The 26927-nt window shown below is 60.3% G+C and carries 20 protein-coding genes and 1 pseudogene; 12 read left to right on the plus strand and 9 right to left on the minus strand.

All coding sequences use genetic code 11. From position 1 onward, the window contains the following. The first annotated feature begins 284 nt into the window (after positions 1-284). The 6 genes from ACSPX5_RS17940 (at position 285) to cmoB (ending at position 6938) form a co-directional block, all read left to right on the plus strand. Positions 285-653, plus strand: a complete 369-nt coding sequence (locus ACSPX5_RS17940; protein WP_169431759.1) for a DUF6124 family protein — start codon at positions 285-287, stop codon at positions 651-653. Positions 654-1404: 751 nt separating this feature from the next. Next, positions 1405-3828 carry an endopeptidase La gene (gene lon / locus ACSPX5_RS17945; RefSeq protein ID WP_439820014.1) on the plus strand — a complete coding sequence of 808 codons (2424 nt, stop codon included), beginning with the start codon at positions 1405-1407 and terminating at the stop codon, positions 3826-3828. Positions 3829-4116: 288 nt separating this feature from the next. Continuing rightward, entirely contained in the window at positions 4117-4509 is a 393-nt protein-coding gene (locus ACSPX5_RS17950; RefSeq protein ID WP_169431761.1) for a protease inhibitor I42 family protein, read from the plus strand. Positions 4510-4511: 2 nt separating this feature from the next. Further along, the gene (locus ACSPX5_RS17955) at positions 4512-5156 is read left to right on the plus strand and encodes a lysoplasmalogenase (RefSeq protein WP_169431762.1); all 645 of its coding nucleotides are present in this window, start codon (positions 4512-4514) and stop codon (positions 5154-5156) included. 121 nt (positions 5157-5277) lie between these two features. Then, the gene (gene cmoA, locus ACSPX5_RS17960; protein WP_439822042.1) at positions 5278-5985 is read left to right on the plus strand and encodes a carboxy-S-adenosyl-L-methionine synthase CmoA; all 708 of its coding nucleotides are present in this window, start codon (positions 5278-5280) and stop codon (positions 5983-5985) included. Next, the gene (gene cmoB / locus ACSPX5_RS17965) at positions 5982-6938 is read left to right on the plus strand and encodes a tRNA 5-methoxyuridine(34)/uridine 5-oxyacetic acid(34) synthase CmoB (protein ID WP_007956659.1); all 957 of its coding nucleotides are present in this window, start codon (positions 5982-5984) and stop codon (positions 6936-6938) included. Before cmoA ends, cmoB begins: the two co-directional genes overlap by 4 nt. Before the next feature lie 129 nt (positions 6939-7067). Here cmoB and tadA read toward each other — a convergent pair whose 3' ends face one another. Together tadA and ACSPX5_RS17975 are read right to left on the minus strand one after the other, a co-directional pair. Then, positions 7068-7565 (minus strand): tRNA adenosine(34) deaminase TadA, encoded by a 498-nt coding sequence (tadA, locus tag ACSPX5_RS17970; RefSeq protein ID WP_207867149.1) that lies wholly within the window; start codon positions 7563-7565, stop codon positions 7068-7070. Then, positions 7565-8947, minus strand: a complete 1383-nt coding sequence (locus ACSPX5_RS17975; RefSeq protein WP_439820015.1) for a multicopper oxidase family protein — start codon at positions 8945-8947, stop codon at positions 7565-7567. Before ACSPX5_RS17975 ends, tadA begins: the two co-directional genes overlap by 1 nt. A gap of 193 nt (positions 8948-9140) precedes the next feature. On the opposite strand from ACSPX5_RS17975, the gene ACSPX5_RS17980 reads away from it, so the two are divergent. After that, on the plus strand, positions 9141-12236 hold the full coding sequence (locus ACSPX5_RS17980) for a membrane-targeted effector domain-containing toxin (RefSeq protein ID WP_439820016.1): 3096 nt from the start codon (positions 9141-9143) through the stop codon (positions 12234-12236). Between the two features lie 81 nt (positions 12237-12317). Here ACSPX5_RS17980 and ACSPX5_RS17985 read toward each other — a convergent pair. Next, a pseudogene (locus ACSPX5_RS17985) lies at positions 12318-12398 on the minus strand (hypothetical protein); the annotation flags it as partial. A 235-nt stretch (positions 12399-12633) separates the two neighbouring features. Here ACSPX5_RS17985 and ACSPX5_RS17990 point away from each other — a divergent pair. Beyond that, positions 12634-14706 (plus strand): TerD family protein, encoded by a 2073-nt coding sequence (locus tag ACSPX5_RS17990; RefSeq protein WP_439820017.1) that lies wholly within the window; start codon positions 12634-12636, stop codon positions 14704-14706. A gap of 128 nt (positions 14707-14834) precedes the next feature. On the opposite strand, the gene guaA is transcribed toward ACSPX5_RS17990, so the two are convergent. The 4 genes from guaA to ACSPX5_RS18010 all read right to left on the minus strand — a co-directional run bounded on the left by guaA (position 14835) and on the right by ACSPX5_RS18010 (position 19486). After that, positions 14835-16412: a glutamine-hydrolyzing GMP synthase gene (gene guaA, locus ACSPX5_RS17995; protein WP_011335797.1), complete on the minus strand. Its 1578-nt coding sequence runs from the start codon at positions 16410-16412 to the stop codon at positions 14835-14837. Between the two features lie 99 nt (positions 16413-16511). Then, entirely contained in the window at positions 16512-17981 is a 1470-nt protein-coding gene (gene guaB, locus ACSPX5_RS18000) for an IMP dehydrogenase (RefSeq protein ID WP_034156270.1), read from the minus strand. Between the two features lie 115 nt (positions 17982-18096). Continuing rightward, complete coding sequence (locus ACSPX5_RS18005) at positions 18097-18645, minus strand: sugar ABC transporter ATPase (protein ID WP_207867144.1); 549 nt, start codon at positions 18643-18645, stop codon at positions 18097-18099. A 73-nt stretch (positions 18646-18718) separates the two neighbouring features. Beyond that, positions 18719-19486 carry a sulfite exporter TauE/SafE family protein gene (locus ACSPX5_RS18010; protein ID WP_439820018.1) on the minus strand — a complete coding sequence of 256 codons (768 nt, stop codon included), beginning with the start codon at positions 19484-19486 and terminating at the stop codon, positions 18719-18721. Between the two features lie 100 nt (positions 19487-19586). Between ACSPX5_RS18010 and ACSPX5_RS18015 the strand changes: the two genes are divergently transcribed. The 4 genes from ACSPX5_RS18015 (at position 19587) to leuA (ending at position 24711) form a co-directional block, all read left to right on the plus strand. Further along, the gene (locus tag ACSPX5_RS18015; RefSeq protein ID WP_439820019.1) at positions 19587-20474 is read left to right on the plus strand and encodes a LysR family transcriptional regulator; all 888 of its coding nucleotides are present in this window, start codon (positions 19587-19589) and stop codon (positions 20472-20474) included. A gap of 10 nt (positions 20475-20484) precedes the next feature. Then, complete coding sequence (xseA, locus tag ACSPX5_RS18020; RefSeq protein WP_169431769.1) at positions 20485-21864, plus strand: exodeoxyribonuclease VII large subunit; 1380 nt, start codon at positions 20485-20487, stop codon at positions 21862-21864. 3 nt (positions 21865-21867) lie between these two features. After that, entirely contained in the window at positions 21868-22689 is an 822-nt protein-coding gene (locus ACSPX5_RS18025; protein ID WP_323161738.1) for a peptidoglycan DD-metalloendopeptidase family protein, read from the plus strand. A gap of 342 nt (positions 22690-23031) precedes the next feature. Then, on the plus strand, positions 23032-24711 hold the full coding sequence (leuA, locus tag ACSPX5_RS18030) for a 2-isopropylmalate synthase (RefSeq protein WP_169431771.1): 1680 nt from the start codon (positions 23032-23034) through the stop codon (positions 24709-24711). A gap of 202 nt (positions 24712-24913) precedes the next feature. Here leuA and ACSPX5_RS18035 read toward each other — a convergent pair whose 3' ends face one another. Both ACSPX5_RS18035 and ACSPX5_RS18040 read right to left on the minus strand, forming a co-directional pair. Beyond that, the gene (locus ACSPX5_RS18035; RefSeq protein ID WP_169431772.1) at positions 24914-25705 is read right to left on the minus strand and encodes an amidohydrolase; all 792 of its coding nucleotides are present in this window, start codon (positions 25703-25705) and stop codon (positions 24914-24916) included. Beyond that, positions 25693-26841 carry a pyridoxal phosphate-dependent aminotransferase gene (locus ACSPX5_RS18040; protein WP_439820020.1) on the minus strand — a complete coding sequence of 383 codons (1149 nt, stop codon included), beginning with the start codon at positions 26839-26841 and terminating at the stop codon, positions 25693-25695. The genes ACSPX5_RS18035 and ACSPX5_RS18040 overlap by 13 nt, the downstream gene beginning before the upstream one ends. Positions 26842-26927 lie beyond the last annotated feature (86 nt).

Genomic DNA, 26927 nt, shown 5'->3' on the forward strand with positions numbered 1-26927 from the left:
ACAGACAGGGTGTTTGCAGGGGATGTTTCTGACATGTCGCGTCGGTTGTCCCTAGGAAACGGGGTGGATAGGCTTTGGGGGTCGCTGCAAATTCAGCGAACGGGCTTGGTCGTCCGGGTTTAGAATGGCGCACTTTTCAGCATGCTTAATGGCGAACTGTGCGTGGGAGGGCTAACGGCCCTGCCGGGTATCCATTCCCTGGTCGACCAACCTGCGTACGGTTCGCCACCCTATTGCTTGGTCGCAGTGAGCGGCGAACTCCACATCCCGAATGGAGTTCCATCATGAAAAAACCAACACCCAATCCCCCCGAATCAAACGACGCATCGCCCTACGAATCGCCAGATTCCAAAAAACTCCACGACGCCGCCGAACGCGCGCTCGACCACTACCTGAAACCCAACGCCACCACCCTGCGCTTCCATAAACCCAGCACCATGTTCCAGGTCGCACCCGATCAGGACAGCGAAAGCCTGCTGGTCCACGCCTGCGAATCACTGGCACAGGCCAGCCTCATGACCAGTGACATCGCCTCACACATCGACCTCCCGCAGCGGCGGACAATCCTGGCCATTCAGCAAATCATCATGCTGGCCGAGCTGGCGGTGAATCGGGTGCTGGATAATGTCGAGGTCAGTCGATATCCGGCGTAAATGCTAATGAGATCTCTGCGGGAGTCAGGCTTGTGGTGAGTCAGTCAGGACGCTGCCCTCACCCTAGCCCTCTCCCCGGAGGGAGAGGGAACTGACCGCGTTGTTTCGGAGAGGTACGCCGACGTGAGATACCGAGTCGAACTCAGGTTTTAGAGCCCCCAATCGGCTCCCTCCTCGCACCACCACCACCACCACCACCACCACCACCACCACCACCACCACCACCACCACCACCACCAATCTGCTTCTAACCACTCAACACGATGAGCGTTAGCTCAAGTACCGCTTTTGACGTGCTGGCCCCGTCGGCAGGCTGAGTGGAGGGATTTATCCGGGGGTGGGAGCGCAGCGACCGTTCGACGAAGTCGAACACATCGAGAGGAGGTGCAGCGAAGCAAACCGGAGGCGATGCCCCCGGATGAATCCCGGAGCGAAGGAACACCGAGCCAAAGCGAGGTGCCGAACGCCGGGGCCCAGCGTTTTTGGTTACTTTTTTCTGGGCCGGCATTCCGGGCGTTTGAAAAAAGTGACTCGCCGTAAGGGCGAAACCGCCAGCGGCAACACCCGAAGCAACGGATATTCACCCAAAACACCCAGAGCATGGTCGGCCCAAAGGCCGCCAAGCCCAACCCCCAAAACCCTGTCAAAACCCTGTCAAAACCCTGAACACACAACCAGAAACACCCCACCCCATTGAAACCACCAAAACCCTGCCCCATCTAAGACCCATACCCCATTGCGCAGGTGCCCCATGAGCGACCAGCAAGAATTCCCCGAGAATCCCGACGACATCACCGAAACCGACGCCGAACACATCGAACACCACGTCCCCGGCAAAGGCCTGGCCCTGCCCGGCCAGAACCTGCCGGACAAGGTCTACATCATCCCGATCCACAACCGCCCGTTCTTCCCGGCCCAGGTCCTGCCGGTCATCGTCAACGAAGAACCCTGGGCCGAAACCCTCGAACTGGTCAGCAAATCCGAACACCACTCCTTGGCCCTGTTCTTCATGGACACGCCCCAGGAAGACCCGCGCCACTTCGACACCAAGGCGTTGCCGCAATACGGCACCCTGGTCAAGGTGCATCACGCCAGCCGCGAAAACGGCAAACTGCAATTCGTCGCCCAGGGCCTGAGCCGCGTACGCATCAAGACCTGGCTCAAACACCATCGCCCGCCGTACCTGGTGGAAGTCGAATACCCGCACCAGCCCACCGAGCCGACCGACGAGGTCAAGGCCTACGGCATGGCGCTGATCAACGCGATCAAGGAACTGCTGCCGCTCAATCCGCTGTACAGCGAAGAGCTGAAGAACTACCTCAACCGCTTCAGCCCCAACGATCCGTCGCCTCTGACAGATTTTGCCGCCGCCCTCACGTCGGCGACCGGGAATGAACTGCAGGAAGTGCTCGACTGCGTGCCAATGCTCAAGCGCATGGAAAAAGTCCTGCCGATGCTGCGCAAGGAAGTCGAAGTCGCGCGCCTGCAAAAAGAAATCTCCGCCGAAGTGAACCGCAAGATCGGCGAGCATCAGCGCGAGTTCTTCCTTAAAGAACAGCTCAAGGTCATCCAGCAGGAACTCGGCCTGACCAAGGACGACCGCAGCGCTGACCTCGAACAGTTCGAGCAGCGCCTGGAGGGCAAGGTCCTGCCGACGCAAGTGCAGAAGCGCCTTGAAGAAGAGATGAACAAGCTGTCGATCCTCGAAACCGGATCGCCGGAGTACGCGGTCACCCGCAACTACCTCGACTGGGCGACCTCGGTGCCGTGGGGCGTGTATGGCGAGGACAAACTCGACCTCAAGCACGCGCGCAAGGTGCTCGACAAACACCACGCCGGCCTCGACGACATCAAGGACCGCATTCTCGAATTCCTCGCCGTCGGCGCCTATAAAGGCGAGATCAGCGGTTCCATCGTGCTACTGGTGGGCCCGCCGGGCGTGGGTAAAACCAGCGTCGGCAAGTCCATCGCCGAATCCCTCGGCCGGCCGTTCTACCGCTTCAGCCTAGGCGGTATGCGCGACGAGGCCGAGATCAAGGGCCACCGCCGCACCTACATCGGCGCGCAGCCGGGCAAACTGGTGCAGGCGTTGAAAGACGTCGAAGTGATGAACCCGGTGATCATGCTCGACGAAATCGACAAGATGGGCCAGAGCTACCAGGGCGACCCGGCCTCGGCGCTGCTGGAAACCCTTGATCCGGAACAGAACGTCGAATTCCTCGACCACTATCTGGACCTGCGGATGGACCTGTCGAAAGTCCTGTTCGTCTGCACCGCCAACACCCTGGATTCGATTCCCGGCCCGTTGCTGGACCGGATGGAAGTGATTCGCCTGTCGGGCTACATCACCGAAGAAAAAGTTGCCATCGCCAAGCGTCACCTGTGGCCGAAACTGCTGGAAAAGGCCGGCGTGTCCAAGGGCAGCCTGAGCATCAGCGACACGGCGCTCAAGGCCCTGATCGACGGTTACGCCCGTGAAGCCGGTGTGCGCCAGCTGGAAAAACAGATGGGCAAACTGGTGCGCAAAGCGGTGATGAAGCTGATCGACGAGCCGAAAGCCGTGATCAAGCTCGGCCCGAAAGACCTCGAAGCGTCTCTCGGCCATCCGGTGTTTCGCAACGAGCAAGTGCTGTCCGGCACCGGTGTCATCACGGGGCTTGCCTGGACCAGCATGGGCGGCGCGACCCTGCCGATCGAAGCTACGCGCATTCACACGCTCAACCGTGGTTTCAAACTCACCGGGCAACTGGGCGATGTCATGAAGGAGTCGGCGGAGATCGCCTACAGCTACGTCAGTTCGCACCTCAAATCCTTCGGTGGCGATCCGAAATTCTTCGACGAGGCGTTCGTCCACCTGCACGTGCCGGAAGGCGCCACGCCGAAAGACGGCCCGAGCGCCGGCGTGACCATGGCCAGCGCCCTGCTCTCCCTCGCCCGTAATCAGCCGCCGAAAAAAGGCGTGGCGATGACCGGCGAACTGACGCTCACCGGGCATGTACTGCCGATTGGCGGGGTGCGCGAAAAAGTGATTGCAGCGCGGCGGCAGAAGATTTTCGAGTTGATTCTGCCGGAACCGAACCGGGGTAACTTCGAGGAACTGCCGAATTACTTGAAGGAAGGCATCACTGTGCATTTCGCCAAGAAGTTTTCGGATGTAGCGAAGGTGCTTTTCTGATTTCGTCTTGAGCTATCGAGGGGGGCTGGCATCGCTACCCCCTCACCCCAGCCCTCTCCCGGAGGGAGAGGGAGCCGAGTGGGGGATATTTAAGAGATACGCCGACCTGAAAGCTCTTCACTGAATCCATAATCAACTCGATCTTTCAGGTCGATGTACCTCAAAAGACACCTCGGTCAGTCCCCTCTCCCTCTGGGAGAGGGTTAGGGTGAGGGGTGGCGTTGTCACACTTTGTCTCATCTTCAGTTATGCTCGCCGTTCGTCGCCAACACCGGAGCCACTGAATCCATGTCCCCCACTCGCCTGTTTGTCCCCCTGTCCTTCGCCCTGCTGGCCGCCTGCGCCACGCAACCGAAACACAACGTGACCGTGGAAAAACAGAGCGAATGTCCGGTACGGCTGACCAACGGGCAAAACCTGATCGTCATGCTTCCGAGCAACCCGACTACCGGTTACCGCTGGGCCATCCAGGATTCTGCCGGCGGCGTATTGCGCGCCCTCAGCCCCGAGGTCTACAGCAATCCGGAAGATGCCGGTGTGGTCGGCGCAGCCGGTCTCTCGACCTGGCGCTTCCAGGCTTTCGCCACCGGCACCGGGCGCCTGCGTCTGACCTCGCAGCAACCGTGGGCACCGGAAGTGTTGCCGGTGGAAACCTTTGACTGCGCCATTTCGGTGAACTGACCGTGGGCTGGCTGATCCTCGCACTGATGGGCGCCGTGACCTTCCTCTATGGCGTCAGCACCCATGCGGCGTTGCTTTGTCTGCTGGTCAAACCGCTGCCGGTGTTGGCCTTGCTTGGCTGGCTGCACGATGCGCCGCCCAGTGACTATCGCCGCTGGATCAGCCTCGGTCTGATTTTCTCGTTGATCGGCGATGTGTTGCTGGCGTGGCCGGGGGATTTGTTCGTGTTTGGCCTGGGCGCATTTCTGGTCGCGCATCTGGCGTATCTAAAGGCTTACCTCAGCGATTGCCGGCGCTTGGCTCTGCTGCCGCTGATCCTGGCACTCAGCGTCGGCGCCGTGCTGTTGGGCATATTGATCGGCAGCGGACTCGGCCCGTTGACCGTGCCAGTGATCGTCTACGGCACAGCCATCAGCGCCATGCTCTGGCGCGCTCTCGCCCGCCTCGGCAGCGACGTACCGCAACGTTCGGCACTGCTGGCGGCGGGCGGCGCAGTGGCGTTCGTGTTTTCCGACAGCGTGATCGGCATCAACCGGTTTGTCTCACCGTTCAATGCAGCGCCCTACATCATCATTCTCAGTTACTGGCTGGGGCAGTGGGGGATTGCGGCGTCGGCGTTTTCACAGAGCAAACGTCCGGAGCTTTGAACCAGCGGTTTATCAGACAACCCGCGCATCTGCGCGCCAGTTTGGCTAAAATGCCGGCCTTTTCATCGACACCGCCGGAACCGCCGTGAGCAAAGAACCCGATCGCATTTTCGCCCAGCCGATGGCCCAGGTGCCTGACTTCGCCTTCAACGAAGACGTGGTGCGGGTGTTCCCGGACATGATCAAGCGTTCGGTGCCGGGTTACCCGACCATCGTCGAAAACCTCGGTGTGCTGGCGGCGCAGTTCGCTCAACCGAACAGCGTGCTCTACGACCTCGGTTCATCCCTCGGTGCCGTGACCCAGGCCCTGCGCCGCCACGTGCGCACCGACGGTTGCCGGGTGATCGCGGTGGATAACTCGGCAGCGATGGTCGAGCGCTGCCGTGAATACCTCAACGGTCAGGATTCAATGTTCCAGGAGTTGCTGCCGGTCGAGGTGATCGAAGGCGACATCCTCGCCCTCGATTTCAAACAGGCCTCGGTGGTGGCGCTGAACTTCACTCTGCAATTCATCGCCCCGGAGCAGCGCACGGCGCTGCTGTCGCGTATTCGCCAATCGTTGCTGCCGGGCGGCGCACTGATTCTGTCGGAAAAGCTGCGCTTCAACGATGCCGAAGAACACGCGCTGCTGACCGACCTGCACGTCGCGTTCAAACGCGCCAACGGTTACAGCGAACTGGAAATCGCCCAGAAGCGCAGCGCCATCGAAAACGTCATGAAGCCCGACAGCCTCGAAGAACACCGCGAACGCCTGCTGGCCGCCGGGTTCTCGAAAGTCGTGCCATGGTTCCAGTGTCTTAACTTTGCCTCGTTGATTGCCTTGCCATGATTGATCTGTCCCCCCTCGCCCGCCGTCTGGCCGGCACGCCGCTAGCCGAATGGGCCAACACCCTGCAAGTGCAGCTCGACAAGAAAATGGAGAAGGGTCACGGCGATCTGGAGCGCTGGCAAAGTGCGCTGGACGCCTTGCCGAAGATCCAGCCGACTGAAGTCGACCTGCTCGACGGCCTGAAACTCGACACCGATTGCGACGACGAAACCCGCGCACAAATGCGCACCGCGCTGATGGGTCTGTCGCCGTGGCGCAAGGGGCCGTTCGATCTGTTCGGCGTGCACGTCGACACCGAATGGCGTTCGGACTGGAAGTGGTCGCGGGTCGCTCCGCATCTGGACCTGAAGGGCAAACGCATTCTCGATGTCGGTTGCGGCAACGGTTACTACATGTGGCGCATGCTCGGTGCCGGCGCCGACAGCGTGATCGGCGTCGATCCGAACTGGCTGTTCTTCTGCCAGTTTCAGGCAGTGCAGCGTTATCTGTCAGAGCCGAATGCCTGGCACCTGCCGTTCCCGTTCGAAGACCTGCCGCCGAATCTGGAAGGTTTCGACACGGTGTTTTCCATGGGTGTGTTCTACCACCGTCGCTCGCCGATCGAGCATTTGCTGGCGCTCAAGGATTGCCTGGTGAAGGGTGGCGAGCTGGTGCTGGAGACGCTGGTGGTCGAGGGTGACAAGCACCAAGTGCTGGTGCCGGAAGACCGTTATGCGCAGATGCGTAACGTGTGGTTCCTGCCGTCTGTGCCGGCGCTGGAGCTGTGGCTGCGTCGTGCGGGTTTCACGGATGTGAAATGCGTGGATGTGAGCACCACCACTGTTGAAGAACAGCGCGGGACTGAATGGATGAAGTATCAGTCGTTGAGCGACTTCCTGGATCCGGAAGATCACAGCAAGACGATCGAAGGGCTGCCGGCGCCGATGCGCGCGGTGATTGTCGCGAAGAAATAACCCCGATCTCCAGAAAAAGGAGATCCCCTGTGGGAGCGGGCTTGCTCGCGAAGGCGGTGTGTAAGGTACATCAATGTCGACTGACACTCCCTCTTCGCGAGCAAGCCCGCTCCCACATTTGTTTTGTTTTTATTCAGTGGGTTTGGCGCGTCTCGCCCTGAAGAACTCGGTCAACACCGCCCCACACTCCTGCGCCAACACCCCGCCTTCATACAACACTCGATGGTTGAGAAAACCCTGAGTGAAGAACTGCCCCTGACTCTGCACAATTCCAGCCTTGGGCTCCAGCGCGCCGTACACCACGCGAGCAACCCGCGAATGCACGATCAGCCCGGCGCACATGCTGCACGGCTCCAGCGTCACATACAGCGTGCTGCCCGGCAGACGATAGTTATCCACCGCCTGCGCCGCCGCACGGATCGCGACCATTTCCGCGTGGGCACTGGGGTCGCTGGTACTGATCGGGCAATTGAAGCCGCGACCGATGATCTCGCCGTCCTGCACCAGCACCGCGCCTACCGGCACCTCGCCGAGGGCTGCGCCTTGCGCCGCCAATGTCAGGGCTTCGCGCATGAAGTCGCGATCACGGCTGCGGTCGATGATCGCCGCGGGGCGAATCTGGCGCATCACTTCACCTCGATGGCGGCCATCAGGCCGGTTTCCATGTGGTCGATCACGTGACAGTGGAACATCCATACCCCCGGGTTATCCGCCACCAGCGCCACTTGCGCGCGCTCGTTCTTGCCCAGCAGATAAGTGTCGGTGAAGTACGGCACGATCTTGTGCCGATTCGATGCAATCACCTTGAAGCTCATGCCGTGCAGGTGGATCGGGTGCTGGTACTGGGTCATGTTCTTGAGTTCGAAGATATAACTCTGGCCCAGTTTCAGGCTGGCGATCGGCCGGTCGGCGCAGGTCTTGTCGGTGATGTCCCAGGCCTTGCCGTTGATCTGCCACAGGCTCGGCGGCTTGCCGTTGTCGACATTCACCGACACCGAACCGACCCATTCGAAATTGAAGTTGAGTTTCTCGGCATTGGCCAGGTCCGGCTCGGCCACCGGGTTGGCCGGCAGTGCTTTCGGCCAGTCGGTCGGCGCCTCATTGTTGGCCACCGAACGTAAAGTACCGAGGCGAACCGGGCCGTTGCGCAGCGACAGTTCCTCACCGGCCGGCGGTGCCTTGATCGCCAGGCAGATGCGCATGCCCGGGCCGAGCCAGTATTCCTTGCCCAACGGGCGCGGCTCGACCGGGTTGCCGTCCAGCGCATAGATCTGCGCTTCGACGCCGGGAATGTTGATGCGATAGGTCAGGGTGTTGTCGAGGTTGAGCAGGCGTACGCGAGTGATCTGGCCCGCCGGCAACTCGATGACCGGCGAAGGCACGCCGTTGATGGTCGACAACCGCCCCGCCGTACCGCCACGGGCCGCTTCGCGTGGAATGCTGAACTCGACGAAGTTGCCCTCGTCGTCGATATGCCAGTTTTTCAGGCTCAGGGTCTTTTCGTACTTGAACCCGGTCGGCTCGCGCTCCTCGACAATCAACGGCCCGACCAGGCCGCGACCGAGTTCTTCGCTGCTGCTGACGTGCGGGTGATACCAGTAGCTGCCGGCGTCCGGCACGCGGAATTTGTAATCGAAGTATTCGCCTGGCAGTACCGGCAGTTGCGATACGTAAGGCACGCCGTCCATTTCCAGCGGCAGGCGAATGCCGTGCCAGTGAATGGTCGTTGCGACCGGCAGATGGTTGATGAACCGCACCCGCAGCCACTCGCCCTGACGCACGCGCAATTCAGTGCCCGGCGCCGACGGGCCGAACGCCCAGGCCTGGGTCTTGTGGCCTGGCACAAGTTCTACGTCCAGCGGTGCAGCGATCAGCTCGTAGTCGTGCCCCGCGTTGGCATCCGCCACCTTGCCCAACCAGTAACGCGTCGCACCACCGGCTCCCGCACCAACCACTGCAAGACCGGCCAGACCACCGAGTATCTGTCGACGGGTAAAGGATTTGGACACAACTACCTCACGTATCTGCCGCAGGCCTGGGTGCCCGCAAAAGGCGAATACGATACACCTGCGCCTGCGAAACGGTAAGGGCGGAGCGGCGGATGGCCGCACATCCGGGACAATATCGGGCGGTAATCATGTACCGCACGTCCCTTGAGCGAGTGGATCACCCTTCCCTCCTCTCTCTCAAGGAATAGAGCGAATGAACCCAACAGAACAACGCCCGCTGCCCAACGACACCGACAGAGCTGCACTTCAGGTCATGGCCACACAGGTGGTCACGGCGTGTCCGAGCCTGAACGATACGGCCCGTCAGGTTGCCATCGAAGTGCTCGCCAGACATGGCATTACCGGTCTCGACCCCGATCACGTCTATTACCATCGATTCAGAACAGCTCAGAGTCAGTCCATATCATTCACCGGTTGGCAGCATTATGGTGAGAAGCCCTATGAAAGCCTGACCCTGACGCAATTGGTGATACACCGGTTCCGCGCCACGGATCAGGACAACGCCGACTTGCTCGACGTATACGGCGGGTTTTACAGCGCAGGGCCGGACACCGAAAACTTCGATGCAACCAACGAAGTCCGGCTGCACGGTAACGAGGTACTCAACGACTTCTGGAACATCAACTTCAGCGAGCGTTACCGCAACGAGCTGCACTCGTTCTGGGACCAGCACTCCAGCCAATTCCGCACGCTGGCCAAATGCAACTTCCTCGGCAAAGCCGTTGAAGCCCGGGAGCTCGGCCACCTGAACGACGAGGACTTCCAGACGGCAATCAGCGCGGTCATCGGCCCGCTGACCTGGCCTGTGAGCCTGCACAGTCTGCAAACCGAGTTCATCCCCGGCCATGGCCTGAGGGTTTGCGCGCTGGATATCGACGGTCGTACGGCCACCGATATCCTGCGCATCATCGACTCGTCAGGCCGGCAGATCCTTTACGTGCCCGGCGACAACCAGCCATTTCATGTGCTGGACACTCCCACTGACATGCACTGGTGGGCCTTGCAACAGTTGAACGAGAAAGCGCCGCGCGAACTGTTTCTCAACCATTTCTCGCTGGCAGACCGGCACTGGATGAGCGAACACATCAGCGACCTGATGAACCGATTGGTCAGCACCTGGGGGCATTCGGATCATCATCTGATCAACCGCAACGATCACACCGTCACGGTAGATGCATTCAGCTGGCTGCGTGACTGCACCCACAACGCGATGTTCGACGAAGCAGATCTTTCCCTGATCTCGAACGGTGATCTGCGCAAGAAACTCTGGATCGGCTATCTGAGCGCTGGACTGAAAGTCTTCGGCCCGATGGCCATGGTCGGCTGGCCCGTCGCATTGCCGGTGATTGGCGCCAGCCTCGCCAACATGGGGTTGAATATCGACAAGGCCGTCAACGGCAAAACCTCCGCGCAGCGCAAGGAAGGTGTCCTGGGGGCCATTTTCAGCGGTATCGATGCGCTGTTTAACATTCCGTTTCTCAAGGGCTTCGGTGCACTGGCCGAGTTTGACGTGCCTCCAGAGATCTACGAGGCAGACGAACTGGCAGAAACCGAAACAACAGCGGAGCTGGAACCAGAAGAACCGAACGAGATTCTGCCTGTTCTGCAGGAGCAGCCCTCGCTCTCCTCCGAAACCGCACAAGCCGGACAGATTCCGCAACGCTTTCAATCCAACGAAATACTCGAGGGCCTGAATCCGGTTACCGAGCCAGGCAAATACCAGGGAATCTACAGGCTGAACACCTATCCGCCCCATGCCATCCTGATGAACGACACGGCCTATTGCGTCCGTTACTTCAACGATTCAGAGGGCGGCGGATTCTGGGCAATCATTGATCCCGTAAAACCCAACCAGCTGATCCACGCAATACCCGTGCGTTTGAACAGCGAAGGCCTATGGGAGCGTATGACCCAACTGGGACTCAAGGGGGGTGGTCAGTGTCTGGGCAAGCAATGCACTTTAGATGTGGCACTTGAGCTTGATGCGCGCGAGCCTTCGGCCGCAGAGCCAGAGCAGTCCGCAACACCACCTGCCCCATCCAACCCTGCACCCATCGAGCCGCAGCCATCGACCTCGAACAACATCCGGCTGCTCAAGACCCCATACGCGGTAGACCCGCAGCATGAGTTCGAACTGAGGCGGTGGGCCCTGCAACTGCGCGAAACCCACATTCAATTGCGCATTGGCCCTGATGGCGGGTTAGTCGCTCCAAACCGCTATGCGCTGTATTTCGCCGAAAAAGCCCGGGCACTTCAGATCTCCGCCAGACGCTTCTACAAGAACCTTCCTTGGGCGAACCTGCCGCCACGTCCGCCGATACCCGCTATCACCTCTTCAATGACCTTCACGGACTTCGTTGCGCAGGCACTCGAGGAAGCGTCCGGCCTGGTTATCGGCGAAACCCCGGGTCGTATCACAAGCATGCGACTGATCATTGAAAACATGCCTGCTCTGGCGCGCGCAGGGGTCAAGACCCTTTATGTGCGCCGACTGCTCAGCGACTTTGCCCAGGCTGACCTGAATGCATACTTCAAGTCCGGCGTCATGACCGATGACCTGCAGCAGTACCTGAGCCGACTCGGTACCGATCCGGCAGAGCAGTTCGACGAACTGGCACTGGTGAAGAGCGCCCGGGAAAACGGTATTCGAGTCCAGGCGACCGATTGCGCGGCGACTTACAACAAGCCCGTTTCGCTCACACTGCCTGAGGAGCAAATCATGACCAATCACCTGACAGCCGACATCATGTTCATGGACAAAACCCTGAATGACGTGGGTAAGTGGGTGGTTCTGACAGGGGTGGAAAACACCAATACGTTCAGGGGCGTTGCCGGTATCAGCGAACTGGAAGGCGGTATTGGTCTACGGATTGAAGAGGTCGATCCGGGACTGGGGGAACGTGTCTCTCTGGATCCGGGCATCGATATAGAACGGGGTCCACATTCAGGGACGCTGGTACAAGGCGGTACTGTCGATACGCATTACGTCGATGTGCTTTTGCAATTGGAAGCGACGCCGGTCAGCCGAAGCGAACTGCAAATACACCGACTGCTTTATCGCTCGGGCATGTATGTTTTCGAACGTTCACAAGGCGCCTATCGGTTGTTCCACAGAAGTGTGAGCGGCGAGCTTGTTCAAACCCCTGTCCAGACCTTCGCGGACGGGCGCTATTTCATTGATCGCCCGTCCTGGGGCTCGGTACACCGCGTGCCCTACGATAATCTCGAGCAGTTATCCAACGCACTGAAACAGATGGGGCTGCAACTGCAAAGCCGCCTTCCCCACTGACCTGTCCATGGCGACAGACGAAAAAAAACCCTGGCCATAGCCAGGGTTTCTCCTTGCATCAATGCAGCCGGTGTCGCGGGATCATTCCCACTCAATCGTCGCCGCCGGCTTGCTCGACACGTCGTAAGTGACGCGGGAGATGCCTTCGATTTCATTGATGATGTGTGCCTAACGCGCGGTGAAGTAGCTTGTTACGTGTGTAAGACATAGCAACCTGACAAAAAGCGAAAACCTTCCGTAGAATGTCGGCGTGGCTATGGAACACCTTCCTTCTAAACCCTATGAACTAGGGGTTCCGCTCTCCACTCAACGCCTGCTCCTAGCAGGCGTTTTCATATCGGCTGTAGACATGACGCTGCAGCTCGCTCACGACGGTGACTCAGGGAGAAAATCAAGCATGAATCAGGAGCTGTTCCTGCGTCGCCGTAGCAAAGTTCACGTCCCGATGGGCACTGGCGGTGCCACGCGCGCTCAGGTCGCGTCGGCTGTCCGGGAAATCGCGGCGTTCCGATGCGTACTGTCAGAAGCTCTGATTGAGCAAATCGGCCTGTTGTCACCGACAGAACTCAAGTACTGGTTGCGTGACATTGTCGGAGTTCTTCGGCGCAGGAGTGGCGCTCATGTGCACCACCGGCCGTTCTATCCTGACTTTCCTGAGCAGGTTCTGACGGCCTCGGAAGCCGAGCTGTACCTCAACGCCGTCGTGCATTACCTCACGCTTCGACGTTTACCCGCGACTGAAGAATCTCGACCTCCACTGCTTGAAGGCAACTTCATCCCCTGTGTTATCGAACCGGGAAGCATCCCTGAGTTCGAGTCGCTGCTCGAACCACTGGTTTCATCACGCACCTCGCTCTCCGAAGAGGAAGCGGCCGATGTCATCCGGTTTATCCGCGAGTACAAAAATGATGTGTTCCGCCTGCTGCCTGAGGTCGTCCCGTTCCGGGAGATCCGCGCACAGGTTGGCGGCGCACTGATCCTGCATGTAGCTGGCGATGCACGGGTGAATGCATTTCTGGAGCAAAACGTCGAAACGGCGACTGACGTGCTACGACTTGCGATCGCGCTGAATGGTGGAGACGTGTCACTGGCGACCGCTACGACACGTTTCAAAGCGATGAAGCGATCGATGCGCCGTCTGTTGTTGAGTCTGCTCGATCGTATACCCAACGCTACGGAAGACGTGATGCGACAAACCGAGCGATGGAAACGCTTGGCTGAAGTACTTCATCCGGGCGATTACGCCGATAAATACCCAAGAGCGCTGGCCGCCATCAACGCAGCGCGTCGCAACGAAGCGCCTGCCTCATTCGGTTCACGTGTCGAAACATTATTCGCCCAGCGTGATATTGCCGAGCTTGTACACGTGCTACAGAGTCGTCCCGGTGAGTTCGCCCGACGGCTGGACGCTACCCTGCGGCGCGCGACGGAACCAGAGCCGGTTCTCGATGCGTTCGAAGCTGTTGCACCACAAGTGTCCTCACCTGTCCTGCTGCAGTTGCTCGCCCAGTCACGTGCACCGCGCCCCCTGCCACTTCGGGCGTTCACACCCAAAGGTTCATTCGCCAAAGTCTATGGCATCAAGGATGACCGAGAGCTTCTCGCACCCGAGGTGCTGGCTCGTGCAGCCCGAATCTGCGAGGTCGCTCTGGTTACGCGTTTTGCGACACTACCGCCATTGGGGCGCTGCTACATCGATCCAGAATTACGCGAATACAGGGTACCGCTGGCACAACGCGCTTCTTCGAAATCGCTACGGACACTGGTGCGGGGCAGTCGATTGCCGATGCCCGACACACGTTTTATTCGCCTTTTTCTGTGGTGGAAAAACGGTCGATCACGCACTGACATCGATTTGTCCTCCGCATTTTTCGATGCCAACTTCGTGTTCAGAGAAACGGTTGCGTACTACAACCTGAGAGATTACGGCGGCTGCCACAGCGGCGACATCGTCGACGCACCCGAAGGGGCTTCGGAGTTCATCGACCTCGATCTTGAAGTCCTCGTCGAGAAAGGCATCCGTTACGTCGTCACGTCTATCAACTCGTTCACCGAACAGCCGTACTGCGATCTTCCAGAATGCTTTGCTGGCTGGATGGCCCGCACCGATACGGCATCGGGCGAAGTATTCGAACCGCGAACCGTGTTCGATCGTATCGATATCGCATCCGATACACAGATCTGCCTGCCATTCGTGATGGACTTGCAGGAGCGGCGCGTGATCTGGGCCGACCTGGGACTGACCTCAGCTCCCCGATGGAACAATGTCGGGAACAACCTCAGCGGAATATCGTTGATGCTGCGGGCTTTGGTACATACGCCGCGGCCTGATCTGGAGACATTATTCGATTTGCATGTACGAGCACGAGGCGAACGAGTGGCTTCGCCGCAGCAGGCACAAGCGGTGTTTGCACCTGATCAAGGGATAACACCGTTCGATACGGATTTGATTCGGTCACAGTTCCTCTAATACCTGCGCCCGCCTCCACACTTTCCGCCCAAAAAAAATGCCAGTCAGATTAACTGACTGGCATTTTCTATAACCCCTTTTATGCCTCTGCGAATCCAACCTTGAATTCTAGAGGGCGCGACGCGGGATCATTCCCACTCAATCGTCGCCGGCGGCTTGCTCGACACGTCGTAAGTGACGCGGGAGATGCCTTCGATTTCATTGATGATGCGGCCGGAAACGGTTTCCAGCAATTCGTAAGGCAGGTGTGCCCAACGTGCGGTCATGAAGTCGATGGTTTCCACGGCACGCAGGGCCACGACCCAGGCGTAACGACGGCCATCTCCCACCACGCCCACCGATTTCACCGGCTGGAACACGACGAAGGCCTGGCTGACCTTGTGGTACCAGTCGGCCTTGCGCAGTTCTTCGATGAAGATGTGGTCGGCGCGACGCAGCAGGTCGGCGTATTCCTTCTTCACTTCACCAAGGATCCGTACGCCCAGGCCCGGGCCCGGGAACGGGTGACGGTAGACCATGTCGTACGGCAGGCCCAGTTCCAGACCCAGACGACGGACTTCGTCCTTGAACAGTTCGCGCAGTGGCTCGACCAGTTTCAGGTTCATCTCTTCCGGCAGGCCGCCCACGTTGTGGTGCGACTTGATCACGTGGGCCTTGCCGCTTTTCGCGCCAGCCGACTCGATAACGTCCGGGTAGATGGTGCCCTGGGCCAGGTACTTGATGTTGTCCAGTTTGCAGGATTCGGCATCGAACACGTCGATGAAGGTACGGCCGATGATCTTGCGCTTCTTCTCCGGATCGGCTTCGCCGGCCAGGTTGTTCAGGAACTGGTCTTCGGCGTTGGCGCGGATCACCTTGACGCCCATGTTCTCGGCGAACATGGCCATCACTTGCTCGCCTTCGTGCAGACGCAGCAGGCCGTTGTCGACGAAGACGCAGGTCAGCTGATCGCCGATGGCCTTGTGCAGCAGCGCCGCAACTACCGAGGAGTCCACACCGCCGGACAGACCCAGCAGCACGTTGTCGGTACCGACCTGCGCGCGGATGTTGGCGATGGCGTCTTCGGCAATCTTCGACGGAGTCCACAGGGCTTCACAGCCGCAGATGTCGAGAACGAAACGCGACAGGATGCGACCGCCCTGCTTGGTGTGGGTCACTTCCGGGTGGAACTGCACGCCGTAGTAAGCGCGCTCGTCGTTGAACATGCCGGCGATCGGGCAGCTCGGGGTGCTGGCCAGGATGTGGAAATCGCTCGGCATTTTGGTGACCTTGTCACCGTGGCTCATCCACACGTCGAGGCCGAACAGGCCGTCGGCGTCGATGTGGTCTTCGATACCGTCGAGCAGACGGCTCTTGCCGACCACGTCAACGCGGGCATAACCGAACTCACGCAGCTCGGAGCCTTCAACCTTGCCGCCCAGTTGTTCGGCCATGGTCTGCATGCCGTAGCAGATGCCGAAGACCGGTACGCCCAGATCGAACACCGCTTGCGGGCAGCGTGGGCTGTTGGCTTCGTGCACAGACTCGGGACCGCCGGCGAGGATCACGCCTTTTGGAGCGAATTCGCGGATCGCATCTTCGTCCATGTCGAACGGATGCAGTTCGCAGTACACACCGATCTCGCGCACGCGGCGAGCGATCAATTGGGTGTACTGCGAACCGAAGTCGAGGATCAGGATGCGGTGAGCGTGAATGTCGAGGGCCATGATTCAGTCTCGTCTAAGTAATTCAGAAACAGTCTTGATTCAGAAACGACTCGGGGCTGAATAAAACAGCCCCGGTCATTTAACGTTTTGCTTGAAGCCTCAACCTACACGGTAGTTTGGCGCTTCCTTGGTGATCTGCACGTCGTGGACGTGGGATTCGGCCATGCCGGCACCGGTGATCCGCACGAACTCAGGCTTGGTGCGCATTTCTTCGATGTTGGCGCTGCCGGTGTAACCCATCGAGGAACGCAGACCGCCCATCAACTGGTGAATGATCGCGCTCAGGGTGCCCTTGTAAGGAACACGGCCTTCGATGCCTTCCGGAACGAGTTTCTCGGCGCCTGCCGAGGAGTCCTGGAAGTAACGGTCGGAGGAACCTTGAGCCTGGGACATGGCGCCCAGCGAACCCATGCCGCGATAAGCCTTGTACGAACGGCCCTGGAACAGTTCGATCTCGCCCGGCGCTTCTTCGGTACCGGCGAACATCGAGCCCATCATCACGCAGGACGCACCGGCCACGATGGCCTTGGACAGGTCACCGGAGAAACGGATGCCGCCGTCGGCGATCAACGGAACGCCAGTGCCTTCGAGGGCAGCGGCAACGTTGGCGATGGCACTGATTTGCGGAACGCCGACACCGGCGACGATACGGGTGGTGCAGATCGAGCCAGGGCCGATACCGACCTTGACGGCGTCGGCGCCGGCTTCGGCCAGGGCCTTGGCGGCTGCGCCGGTGGCGATGTTGCCGCCGATCACCTGCACTTCAGGGAAGTTCTCTTTGACCCAGCGAACGCGGTCGATCACGCCTTTGGAGTGACCGTGAGCGGTGTCGACCACCACCACGTCCACACCGGCATTGACCAGGGCTGCAACGCGGTCACCGGTATCTTTACCGGTACCGACCGCAGCGCCGACGCGCAGACGACCTTGATCGTCCTTGCTGGCCAGCGGGTAGGCCTTGGCTTTTTCGATGTCTTTGACGGTCATCATGCCTTTGAGGGCAAACTTGTCGTCGACGATCAGGACTTTTTCCAGACGGTGCTTGTGCAGCAGCTCGCGGACTTCGTTCTTGTCGGCGCCTTCGCGAACAGTGACCAGACGCTCTTTGGGCGTCATCACTTCACGAACGGTGGCTTCCAGACGGGTTTCGAAACGCACGTCACGGGAGGTGACGATGCCGACCAGGTCGCCATCGTGCAGGACCGGAACGCCGGAAATATTGTGCATGCGGGTCAGTTCGAACAAATCACGAACCGTGGCGTCAGCCTCGATGGTGATCGGATCCTTGACCACACCGGCTTCGAACTTCTTGACCTTGCGAACTTCGGCAGCTTGCTGCTCGATGGTCATGTTCTTGTGGATAATGCCGATGCCACCTTCCTGAGCCATGGCGATTGCCAGACGGGCTTCGGTGACGGTGTCCATGGCGGCAGAAACCAGAGGAATGTTCAGCTCGATGCCACGGGTAAGGCGGGTCTTCAGACTGACTTCGTTAGGAAGCACCTCGGAATAACCGGGCACTAGGAGAATGTCGTCGAATGTCAGAGCTTCTTGGCTGATACGCAGCATCGCGGGGGCTCCCGAGCGGGAAAATGGAAGCGCGCCATTATAGTCAGACACCCCTTCGGGTTCAATGTAAAACTTGTCTTATATCAATGTTGCTGATGTACGGAAAAAGCGGCCCCTAAAGCTCGACCTTGACCCAGCTCACCGGTTGATCCAGCCAGTCCGCGAATTCGTCGATGAAACTCTGCTTGAACCCCGCCTCCAGCCAGTTGTTGAAGATGAACCCGAGGTTGGAAAACGCGCACTCCTGCAAATACAGAAATCCATTGATGTCATCTTCATGCCCGCACTCGGGGCAGGTGAAGTTGTCGGTGCGCCCCGGCATCCAGTCTTCCAGGCTTTCGAACAGCGCTTCGCCGATCTCCTGGCGGCACTCGGCACATCCGGCCTCCTCGAGAAAGCCTTTGGCCGGGGTGAAGATGCAGCGCTTGGTGACAATTTCCAGACCATTGATCGGTTCACCGAACGGCAGCGCCTCGGGGTGCAGGACCACTGCGCGGGCGCCATCGGCGATGGCGTAGGCCATGCGGTTGCCGGTACGTCCGCAGGTGCTCAGCTCTTCCTTGACGATGTTCTTGCGCACCAGCCAGCGCAGGATCGCCCGGGCCCGGGGTTCGTGCACCGGCAGGTTGGAGATTTTCGGGACGATGATGCTCTGGGAATTCATGGTGCAAGCCTGCTGCGTCAAAGGATGTTCTGCGACGAACGCGGCCGGCAGCTTAATCCCTGACAAAATCCGGTCAAGTGCTTAAATAGCGGCCGATCAGCGCAATCCCGCTCGCCAGCACCAGCCAGGTCACCAACCGCACGAAGGCCTCGCGGGACAGGCGCATGGTCAACCGCCGCCCGATCCACAAGCCCAGCGCCATGGCCGGCAACAGGCACAGCGCAAGCATCAACAAGGGTAGCTCGGCATACACCCCGGCGATGGCGAACAGACTCAAACGCACCACCGTGCTGCAACTGATCAGCGCACTTTGCGTGGCCCGCGCCGCGTCTTTGGGGAGTCGGCTGTTGAGGTAGATTGCATAAAGAAAGCCGCCACTGCCGAACAACGCTCCGAACAGCCCGCCCACGGTGCCCATCGGCAACGCCCACACGGAGGATAACTGCGCCGGCCGGGCCTTGATCCACAAGCTGTAAACCGCATAGGCACTGATGAACAACCCCATCAGCAGCAACAGCAGATCGGACTTGAGGTTAAGCAGAAAAATCACCCCCAGCGTGCAGCCCACCGCCATGCACGGCAGCAACCGCAGCAATTCCGGTTTCGCCACGTCGCGCCGCGATGGCAGCAGGTTGCCGAACGCCGCGACGAAATCCAGCAGCACCAGCAACGGCACGATCTTCGACAGCGGCATGAACAGAATCAGGATCGGCCCGGCCACCAGCGCAGTGCCGAAACCGGCAATCCCGAACACGATGTAGGCCAGCGCGATGGCCAGTCCGATCACCACCCAGCCCTGCGCGCCCCACGACCATTCGCTCAACAACCCCGCCACACTCATTCGCTCGCTTCCTTTATAAGCCTGCGATGACTTTAGCCAGCGCCGAGGGTTGCGACTAATATCATCGAAACCGCCAAGTCATCTCGAAAAGGCATGTCTCGTGCTTTCAACCCGTCAATTGCGCTACTTCGTGGAAATCGCCGAGTGCGGCAGCTTCAGCGCCGCGGCCGAACGCCTGTTCATTGCTCAGTCGGCGTTAAGCCGGCAGATCAAGGACATGGAAACCCGCCTGCAAACGCCGCTGTTCGAACGCACCGCGCGCCAGCCCCGGCTCACCGCCGCAGGCGAAGCGTTCCTGCCCCGGGCGAGAAACCTGCTGAATGAATTGAACAAGGCCAGCACTTTGGCCACGGAAATTGGCCAAGGGCAGCGCGGTACTTTGCGCGTGTGTCACTCCAGCACCGTGCCGATCAGCGGCCGACTGTTGCGCGACATGAGTACTTACCTGGAGCAACAACCCGGGGTTTCGCTGGACATCGGCACGCTCTCCTCGGAGGCACAGCTCGAAGAACTGGCAGAGGGCCGGCTCGACATCGGCTTGCTGCGCCTTCCAGTTCTGCGCCAGCGCGAGGATGTTCAGGTTGTGCCGCTCTATACCGAACGTTTGCTGCTTGCCGTGCCGGAGGATCATCGACTGGGGTTGGCAGAGGTCGTCGATTTGGCGCAATTGAAGGACGAGGCCTTCATCTCCATCCCCCACCCGCAACGCGGCGGGCTGAGTTATTTGTGCGCCGAACTGTGCATGCGCCACGGCTTTTTCCCTCAGGCTGCGCGGGTAATGTCGCGCAAGACCACGCAGTTGCAATTGATCCAGGCCGGATTCGGCATCGCTTTGCTGCCGGAATCGATGCAGGACATCGCTCCGCCCGGTGTGCGATTTCTGCCGCTGACCGGCGATTGCCGAAGTACCGTCGCCCTCGCTTCTCGGCAAAATCCCACACCTCTGGTGCAACACTTCCTCCAGACATTCATCGGCGAAAGCCTTTAAACTGCGCCCCATGATTAAAGATCCCTTTGCAAGACTCGGCCTGGACCGCGAAGTCCTGACCGTCAGCCAGCTCAACGGCCGCGCGCGGGTGTTGCTCGAAGACGTGTTCAGCAACATCTGGGTCGAAGGCGAAATCTCCAACCTCGCCCGCCCGGCGTCCGGCCACGTGTATTTCACGCTCAAGGACAGCGGCGCGCAGGTGCGTTGCGCACTGTTCCGCCAGAATGCTGCGCGGGTGCGTCAGGCGCTGAAGGATGGCCTGGCGGTGAAGGTGCGCGGCAAGGTCTCGCTGTTCGAAGGGCGTGGCGACTATCAACTGATCCTCGATACCGTGGAGCCTGCCGGTGACGGCGCCCTGCGTCTGGCCTTCGATGCCTTGAAGGAAAAGCTCAGCGCCGAAGGCCTGTTCAGTGCCGAGCGCAAAGTGCCACTGCCGGCGCACCCGCAACGCATCGGCATCATCAGTTCACCGACCGGTGCGGTGATCCGCGACATCATCAGCGTGTTCCGCCGCCGCGCTCCGCAAGTGCAACTGACGCTGATTCCGACCGCCGTTCAGGGCCGCGAAGCCACCGCGCAGATCGTCCGCGCCCTGAAGCTGGCGGATGCCCGTGGCTTCGACGCGCTGATCCTGGCCCGTGGCGGCGGCTCGCTGGAAGACCTCTGGTGCTTCAACGAAGAGGCCGTGGCCCGGGCGGTGGATGCCTGTGTTACGCCAATTGTCAGCGCAGTCGGCCATGAAACCGACGTGTCGATCAGCGACTTCGTGGCGGACGTGCGCGCACCGACACCGTCCGCTGCTGCTGAACTGCTTGCCCCGGATTCCAGCCACCTGATCCGTCAGGTCGAAAGCCTGCATCGCCGACTGGTGATGCGCATGCGTGACCGCCTGATGCGTGATCGGCTGCGTCTTGAGGGCATGGCCCGTCGTCTGCGTCATCCCGGCGAACGTCTGCGCCAGCAGGCACAGCGTCTGGATGACCTGGACATGCGCATGCGCCGTGCCTTCGAGCGCCAGCTCAACACCCGCCGCGAACGCCTGATCCGCCTGGAAACCCGTCTCGCCGGCCAACATCCGGGACGCCAGTTGGCCCTGTTGCGCCAGCGCCTCGACAGTCTCGCCGAGCGCCTGCCCCGCGCCATGAACGAAGGCCTGAAACGACGCCGTTTACAGTTGCAGAGCCAGATGCAGACCCTGCACGTGGTCAGCCCCCTGGCGACCCTCGGCCGTGGCTACAGCATTCTGCTGGATGAGCGCGGCAACGCAATCCGCAACGCCGCGCAGACCCACACCGGCCAGCGTCTGAAGGCCAGACTGGGCGAAGGCGAACTGCAAGTGCGCGTCGAGGACAATCACCTGACGCCTGTCACACTCTCTCTACTGGACTGATCCATGCCGCGTTTTCTTGCTCCGCTGCTGTTGCTGTGCCTGACCTTCAACGCCCATGCCGACAGTTACATCACCCGCCTGCTGAACAAACCGGTGCCGGGCGGCGTGGCTGTCGTCGATCTGGGCAGCGCCGCGCAAGCGCCGAAAGCCACGTATCAGGGCAAGCCGGTGCTGGTGGTCAAGGAACAGAACAACTGGCTGGCGATTGTCGGCGTTCCGTTGACCGTCAAACCCGGTGCGCAACAGATCAGCAGTGGCGGCCGTAACCTCAGCTTCAGTGTCGGCAACAAGAAATACCCGGAACAGCACATCACCCTGAAGAACACCCAGCAGGTCAATCCGAACCCGGCCAACCTCAAGCGCATCGAGGGGGAACTGGCAGAGCAGATCAAGGCCTACCGCAGTTTCAGCCCGAACACGCCGAGCAATCTGCTGCTGGACAAACCGGTCAACGGACCGCTGTCGAGCAAGTTCGGCGTGCGCCGTTTCTTCAACGGTGAAGAGCGTAATCCGCACGCAGGCCTCGACTTTGCGGTGCCGGCCGGCACACCGATCAAGACTCCGGCGGCGGGCAAAGTGATCCTGATCGGCAATTACTTCTTCAATGGCAACACCGTGTTCGTCGACCACGGCCAGGGCTTCATCAGCATGTTCTGCCACATGTCGAAGATCGATGTGCAGAACGGCCAGCAACTGGCGCGCGGTGCGGTGGTGGGCAAGGTGGGAGCGACAGGTCGGGCGACCGGGCCGCACATGCACTGGAACGTCAGCCTGAACGATGCGCGGGTTGATCCGGCGATTTTCATTGGGGCATTCCAGCCTTGATTCCAGGCTGAACACCCTCCAGCAGGGATTGCGCACGACGAATGGTCCGCGCAATCCCCGCCAACAATTACCGCCATGTCGAGAATAAAATCTCGGAAAAAACCGCTTTCCGGGTATTCCTCTCAATTTTTTTCGACTGCTTGCCATCCTCATCCCCCGCGGTTAGGGTTGAAGGCATGAAAACCTCTCACACCCTCATTCAGCTTCGCCAGCACCGCAGCCTGTGCCTTGTCAGCGCACGACTGCCGGGCTGAATCGCTGCGCCTCGTCCCACGCTTTTCCAAGAACGTTCGTCCACCGGCAGGCCGCCTCTTTTCGGCCCAGACAATAAGGAATTTCCCGATGAGCATGCTCAAAGACCCGTCTTCGAAATACCGCGCGTTTCCTGTGATCAATCTGCCGGATCGTACCTGGCCATCGAAAACCATCGATGCCGCGCCGATCTGGTGCAGCTCCGACCTGCGTGACGGCAACCAGTCGCTGATCGAGCCGATGGACGCGGTGAAAAAGCTGCGCTTCTGGAAAACCCTGGTGCAGGTAGGTGTGAAAGAAATCGAGGCGTCGTTCCCGGCCGCTTCGCAAACCGACTTCGACTTCGTGCGTACCCTGATCGAAGACGGCCACATCCCGGACGACACCACCATTCAGGTGTTGACTCAAGGCCGTGAAGACCTGATCGAGCGCACCTTCGAATCCCTGCGTGGGGCAAAGAAAGCGATTGTTCACCTGTACAACGCGACCTCCCCTTCTTTCCGTCGCATCGTGTTCAACCAGGACAAGGACGGGATCAAGGCCATCGCCGTGAACGCCGCCAAGCTGTTCGTCAAATATGCTGCCATGCAGCCGGACACCGAGTGGACCTTCGAATACTCGCCGGAAACCTTCAGCGCCACCGAGCTGGAATTCGCCAAGGAAGTCTGTGACGCGGTGATCGAGGTCTGGAACCCGACACCCGAGCACAAGATCATCCTCAACCTGCCGGCCACCGTTGAATGCGCGACCCCGAACGTCTACGCCGACCAGATCGAGTGGTTCCACCGCAACATCAACCGTCGTGACAGCGTGATCATCAGCCTGCACACCCACAACGACCGTGGCACTGGCGTGGCCGCCACCGAGCTGGGCCTGATGGCCGGCGCCGACCGCGTCGAAGGTTGCCTGTTCGGCAACGGCGAGCGCACCGGTAACGTCGATCTCGTCACCGTGGCACTGAACATGTACACCCAGGGTCTCGACCCGCAACTCGACTTCTCCGACATCGACGGCGTGCGCAAAGTCGTCGAAGAGTGCAACCAGATCCAGGTTCACCCGCGTCACCCGTACGTCGGCGATCTGGTGCACACCGCGTTCTCCGGCTCCCACCAGGACGCGATCCGCAAGGGCTTCGCCCAGCAGAAACCGGACACCCTGTGGGAAGTGCCGTATCTGCCGATCGACCCGGCCGACATCGGCCGCAGCTACGAGGCGGTGATCCGCGTCAACAGCCAGTCGGGCAAGGGCGGCATCGCCTACCTGCTGGAGCAGGAATACGGCATCAGCCTGCCGCGTCGCATGCAGATCGAATTCAGCCAGGTGGTGCAGCGTGAAACCGATCGGCTGGGCCTGGAGATGACCGCGCAGCAAATCCACGCGCTGCTGCACAGCGAGTACCTGCAAGCCAACACCCCGTACGCGCTGGTCAGCCATCGCCTGCAGGAAGAAAACGGCAACAGCGCCGTCGAAGTGGAAGTGGCGAGCAAGGGTCAGGGCGAAACCAACCTGCACTGGCGCGGCAAGGGCAACGGCGCACTGGAAGCGCTGGTGGCCGGCCTGCCGATTCCGGTGGAGATCATGGACTACAACGAACACGCCATCGGCGCGGGCACCAACGCCAAGGCTGCGGCGTACATCGAATTGCGTGTGAACGGTGAACGTGCGGTACACGGCGTGGGCATCGATGAAAACATCACCACCGCCAGCTTCAAGGCCCTGTTCAGCGCGCTGAACCGCTCGCTGAGCCAGCCGGAAGCGAAAGCGGCGTAACTGACCGCTGCAATGCAAAAGGCCCCGAAGTGCGAACTCCGGGGCCTTTTTTTGCCTTCCATTTTAGTACCGTCTGTAATGCCCCCTTCGCGGGCAAGCCCGCTCCCACAGGGGACGCCGGTGCACCCCAGACTCATGTACACCATAGAACACTGTGGGAGCGGGCTTGCCCGCGAAAAGGGCCTTGTAGACGCTGCAAATGTCAGGTGAACTCGAAGGTGTCCGCGTCCAGGTTCGCCGGGAACCGCTCCCGGTAAGCCGCCAGCGAAGCCGCTTCCAGAACCACCTTGAACACCCCGTCAGCCTCCCCTGCCGCCAGCAAGGTCTCGCCCTGGAAATCCAGCACCTGACTGTCGCCGGTATAAGCGAAGCCCTTGCCATCGGTGCCAATCCGGTTGACCGCCGCCACATAGCAAAGATTTTCGATCGCCCGGGCCGGCAGCAACCGGTTCCAATGCTGACGCCGCGCCCCCGGCCAGTTGGCGGTGTACAGCAGCAAATCAGTGTCCTGCGCGTCGCGGCTCCACACCGGGAAGCGCAGGTCGTAACAGATCAGCGGACGCACCCGCCAGCCCTTGAGCTCGAACTGCACCTGACGCTCGCCGGGGGTGTAGTGATTGTGTTCGCCAGCCATGCGGAACAGATGGCGCTTGTCGTAATGCAGCACTTCGCCGTCCGGCCGTGCCCACAACAAGCGATTGCGGTGGCTGCCATCGGCGGCCTGGATAATCACGCTGCCTGTGACGACTGCATTCAGTTTCGCTGCCTGGGCCCGAAGCCACTTGCTGGTCGGACCGTTTTCGGCTTCGGCCAGGGTTTTGGACTCCATGGAAAATCCGGTGGTGAACATCTCCGGCAGAATGATCAGATCCGCACCACGCGCCTGCTCCAGCAACGCGTCGAAATGCTCGAGGTTGGCCTGACGGTCATGCCAGACCAGGCTGGTCTGGATCAGCGCCAGGTTGAGATCGGGCAACGCACTCAGATCACGCATAGTTTCCCCGCCGCTTCCCGCAGCGTCTCCTCGCGTTTGGCGAAGCACAAGCGCACCAGGCGCTGGCCTTCAGGTGGGTTCTGGTAGAACACCGACACCGGGATGCTCGCCACACCATGTTCGCGAGTCATCCACATCGCCATCTCGACGTCGTTCAGGTCGGGACGGATCTGCGAGTAATCGACCAGTTGGAAATAGGTGCCGGTGACCCGGGTGAAGCTGAATCGGGACGGCGCCAGCAGATCACAGAACAGATCACGCTTGGCCTGATAGAAGCCCGGCAGTTCTTCGACGTGTTCCGGATGCTCGGCCATGTAATCGGCCAGCGCGTATTGCAGCGGCGTCACGCCGCAGAAACTGACGTATTGATGCACCTTGCGCAGTTCGGCGGTCAGCGCCGGCGGCGCCACCACGTAGCCGGTTTTCCAGCCTGTGACGTGATAGGTCTTGCCGAACGAGCTGACCACGAATGCACGCTGATACAGCTCTTCATGGGCCAGTACGCTGACATGTGAAACGCCGTCGAACACCAGGTGTTCGTAGACTTCGTCGCTGATCACATAGATGTCGCGATCACGGATCAGCGCCGCCAACTGATCAAGCTCTGCGCGACTGATCAGGGCGCCGCTCGGGTTGTGCGGGGTGTTGAGGATGATCATCCGCGTGCGCGGGCTCAGGGCTGCACTGAGCTTGTCGAAGTCGATGGAGAAATCCTTCAGCCCCAACTGCACATGCACGCAACGCCCGCCAGCCAGTTCCACCGATGGCTCGTAGCTGTCGTAGGCCGGATCGAACACGATGACTTCATCGCCGCTGTGGATAACCGCCTGGATTGCACAGAAGATCGCCTGGGTCGCACCCGGGGTGACAGTCACCTCATGATCTGCATCGACGTTCACGCCATAGCTGCGGGCGATTTTTGCCGCGATCTGCTGGCGCAGGACCGGCAGGCCGGTCATCGGCGAATACTGGTTATGGCCGCTGGCGATGTGCCGACCGACCGCATCGCGCAGTGCCTGCGGGCCGTCGAAATCGGGAAAACCCTGGGACAGGTTGATGGCTCCGGTCTGCGCCGCGAGCTGAGACATCTGCGTGAAAATAGTGATGCCGACATTCGGCAGCTTGCTGGTGATCATCGGGGTTCCCTGCTCTGCCCCGGCTCTGACGACGGCGCGGGAGAGCCCGAGGATAGCCCATCCGGCGCCCATAAAAAAAGGGATTG

The sequence above is a fragment of the Pseudomonas sp. HLG18 genome (assembly GCF_051903985.1).
In the GTDB taxonomy this organism is placed as follows: Bacteria; Pseudomonadota; Gammaproteobacteria; order Pseudomonadales; family Pseudomonadaceae; genus Aquipseudomonas; species Aquipseudomonas fluorescens_BT.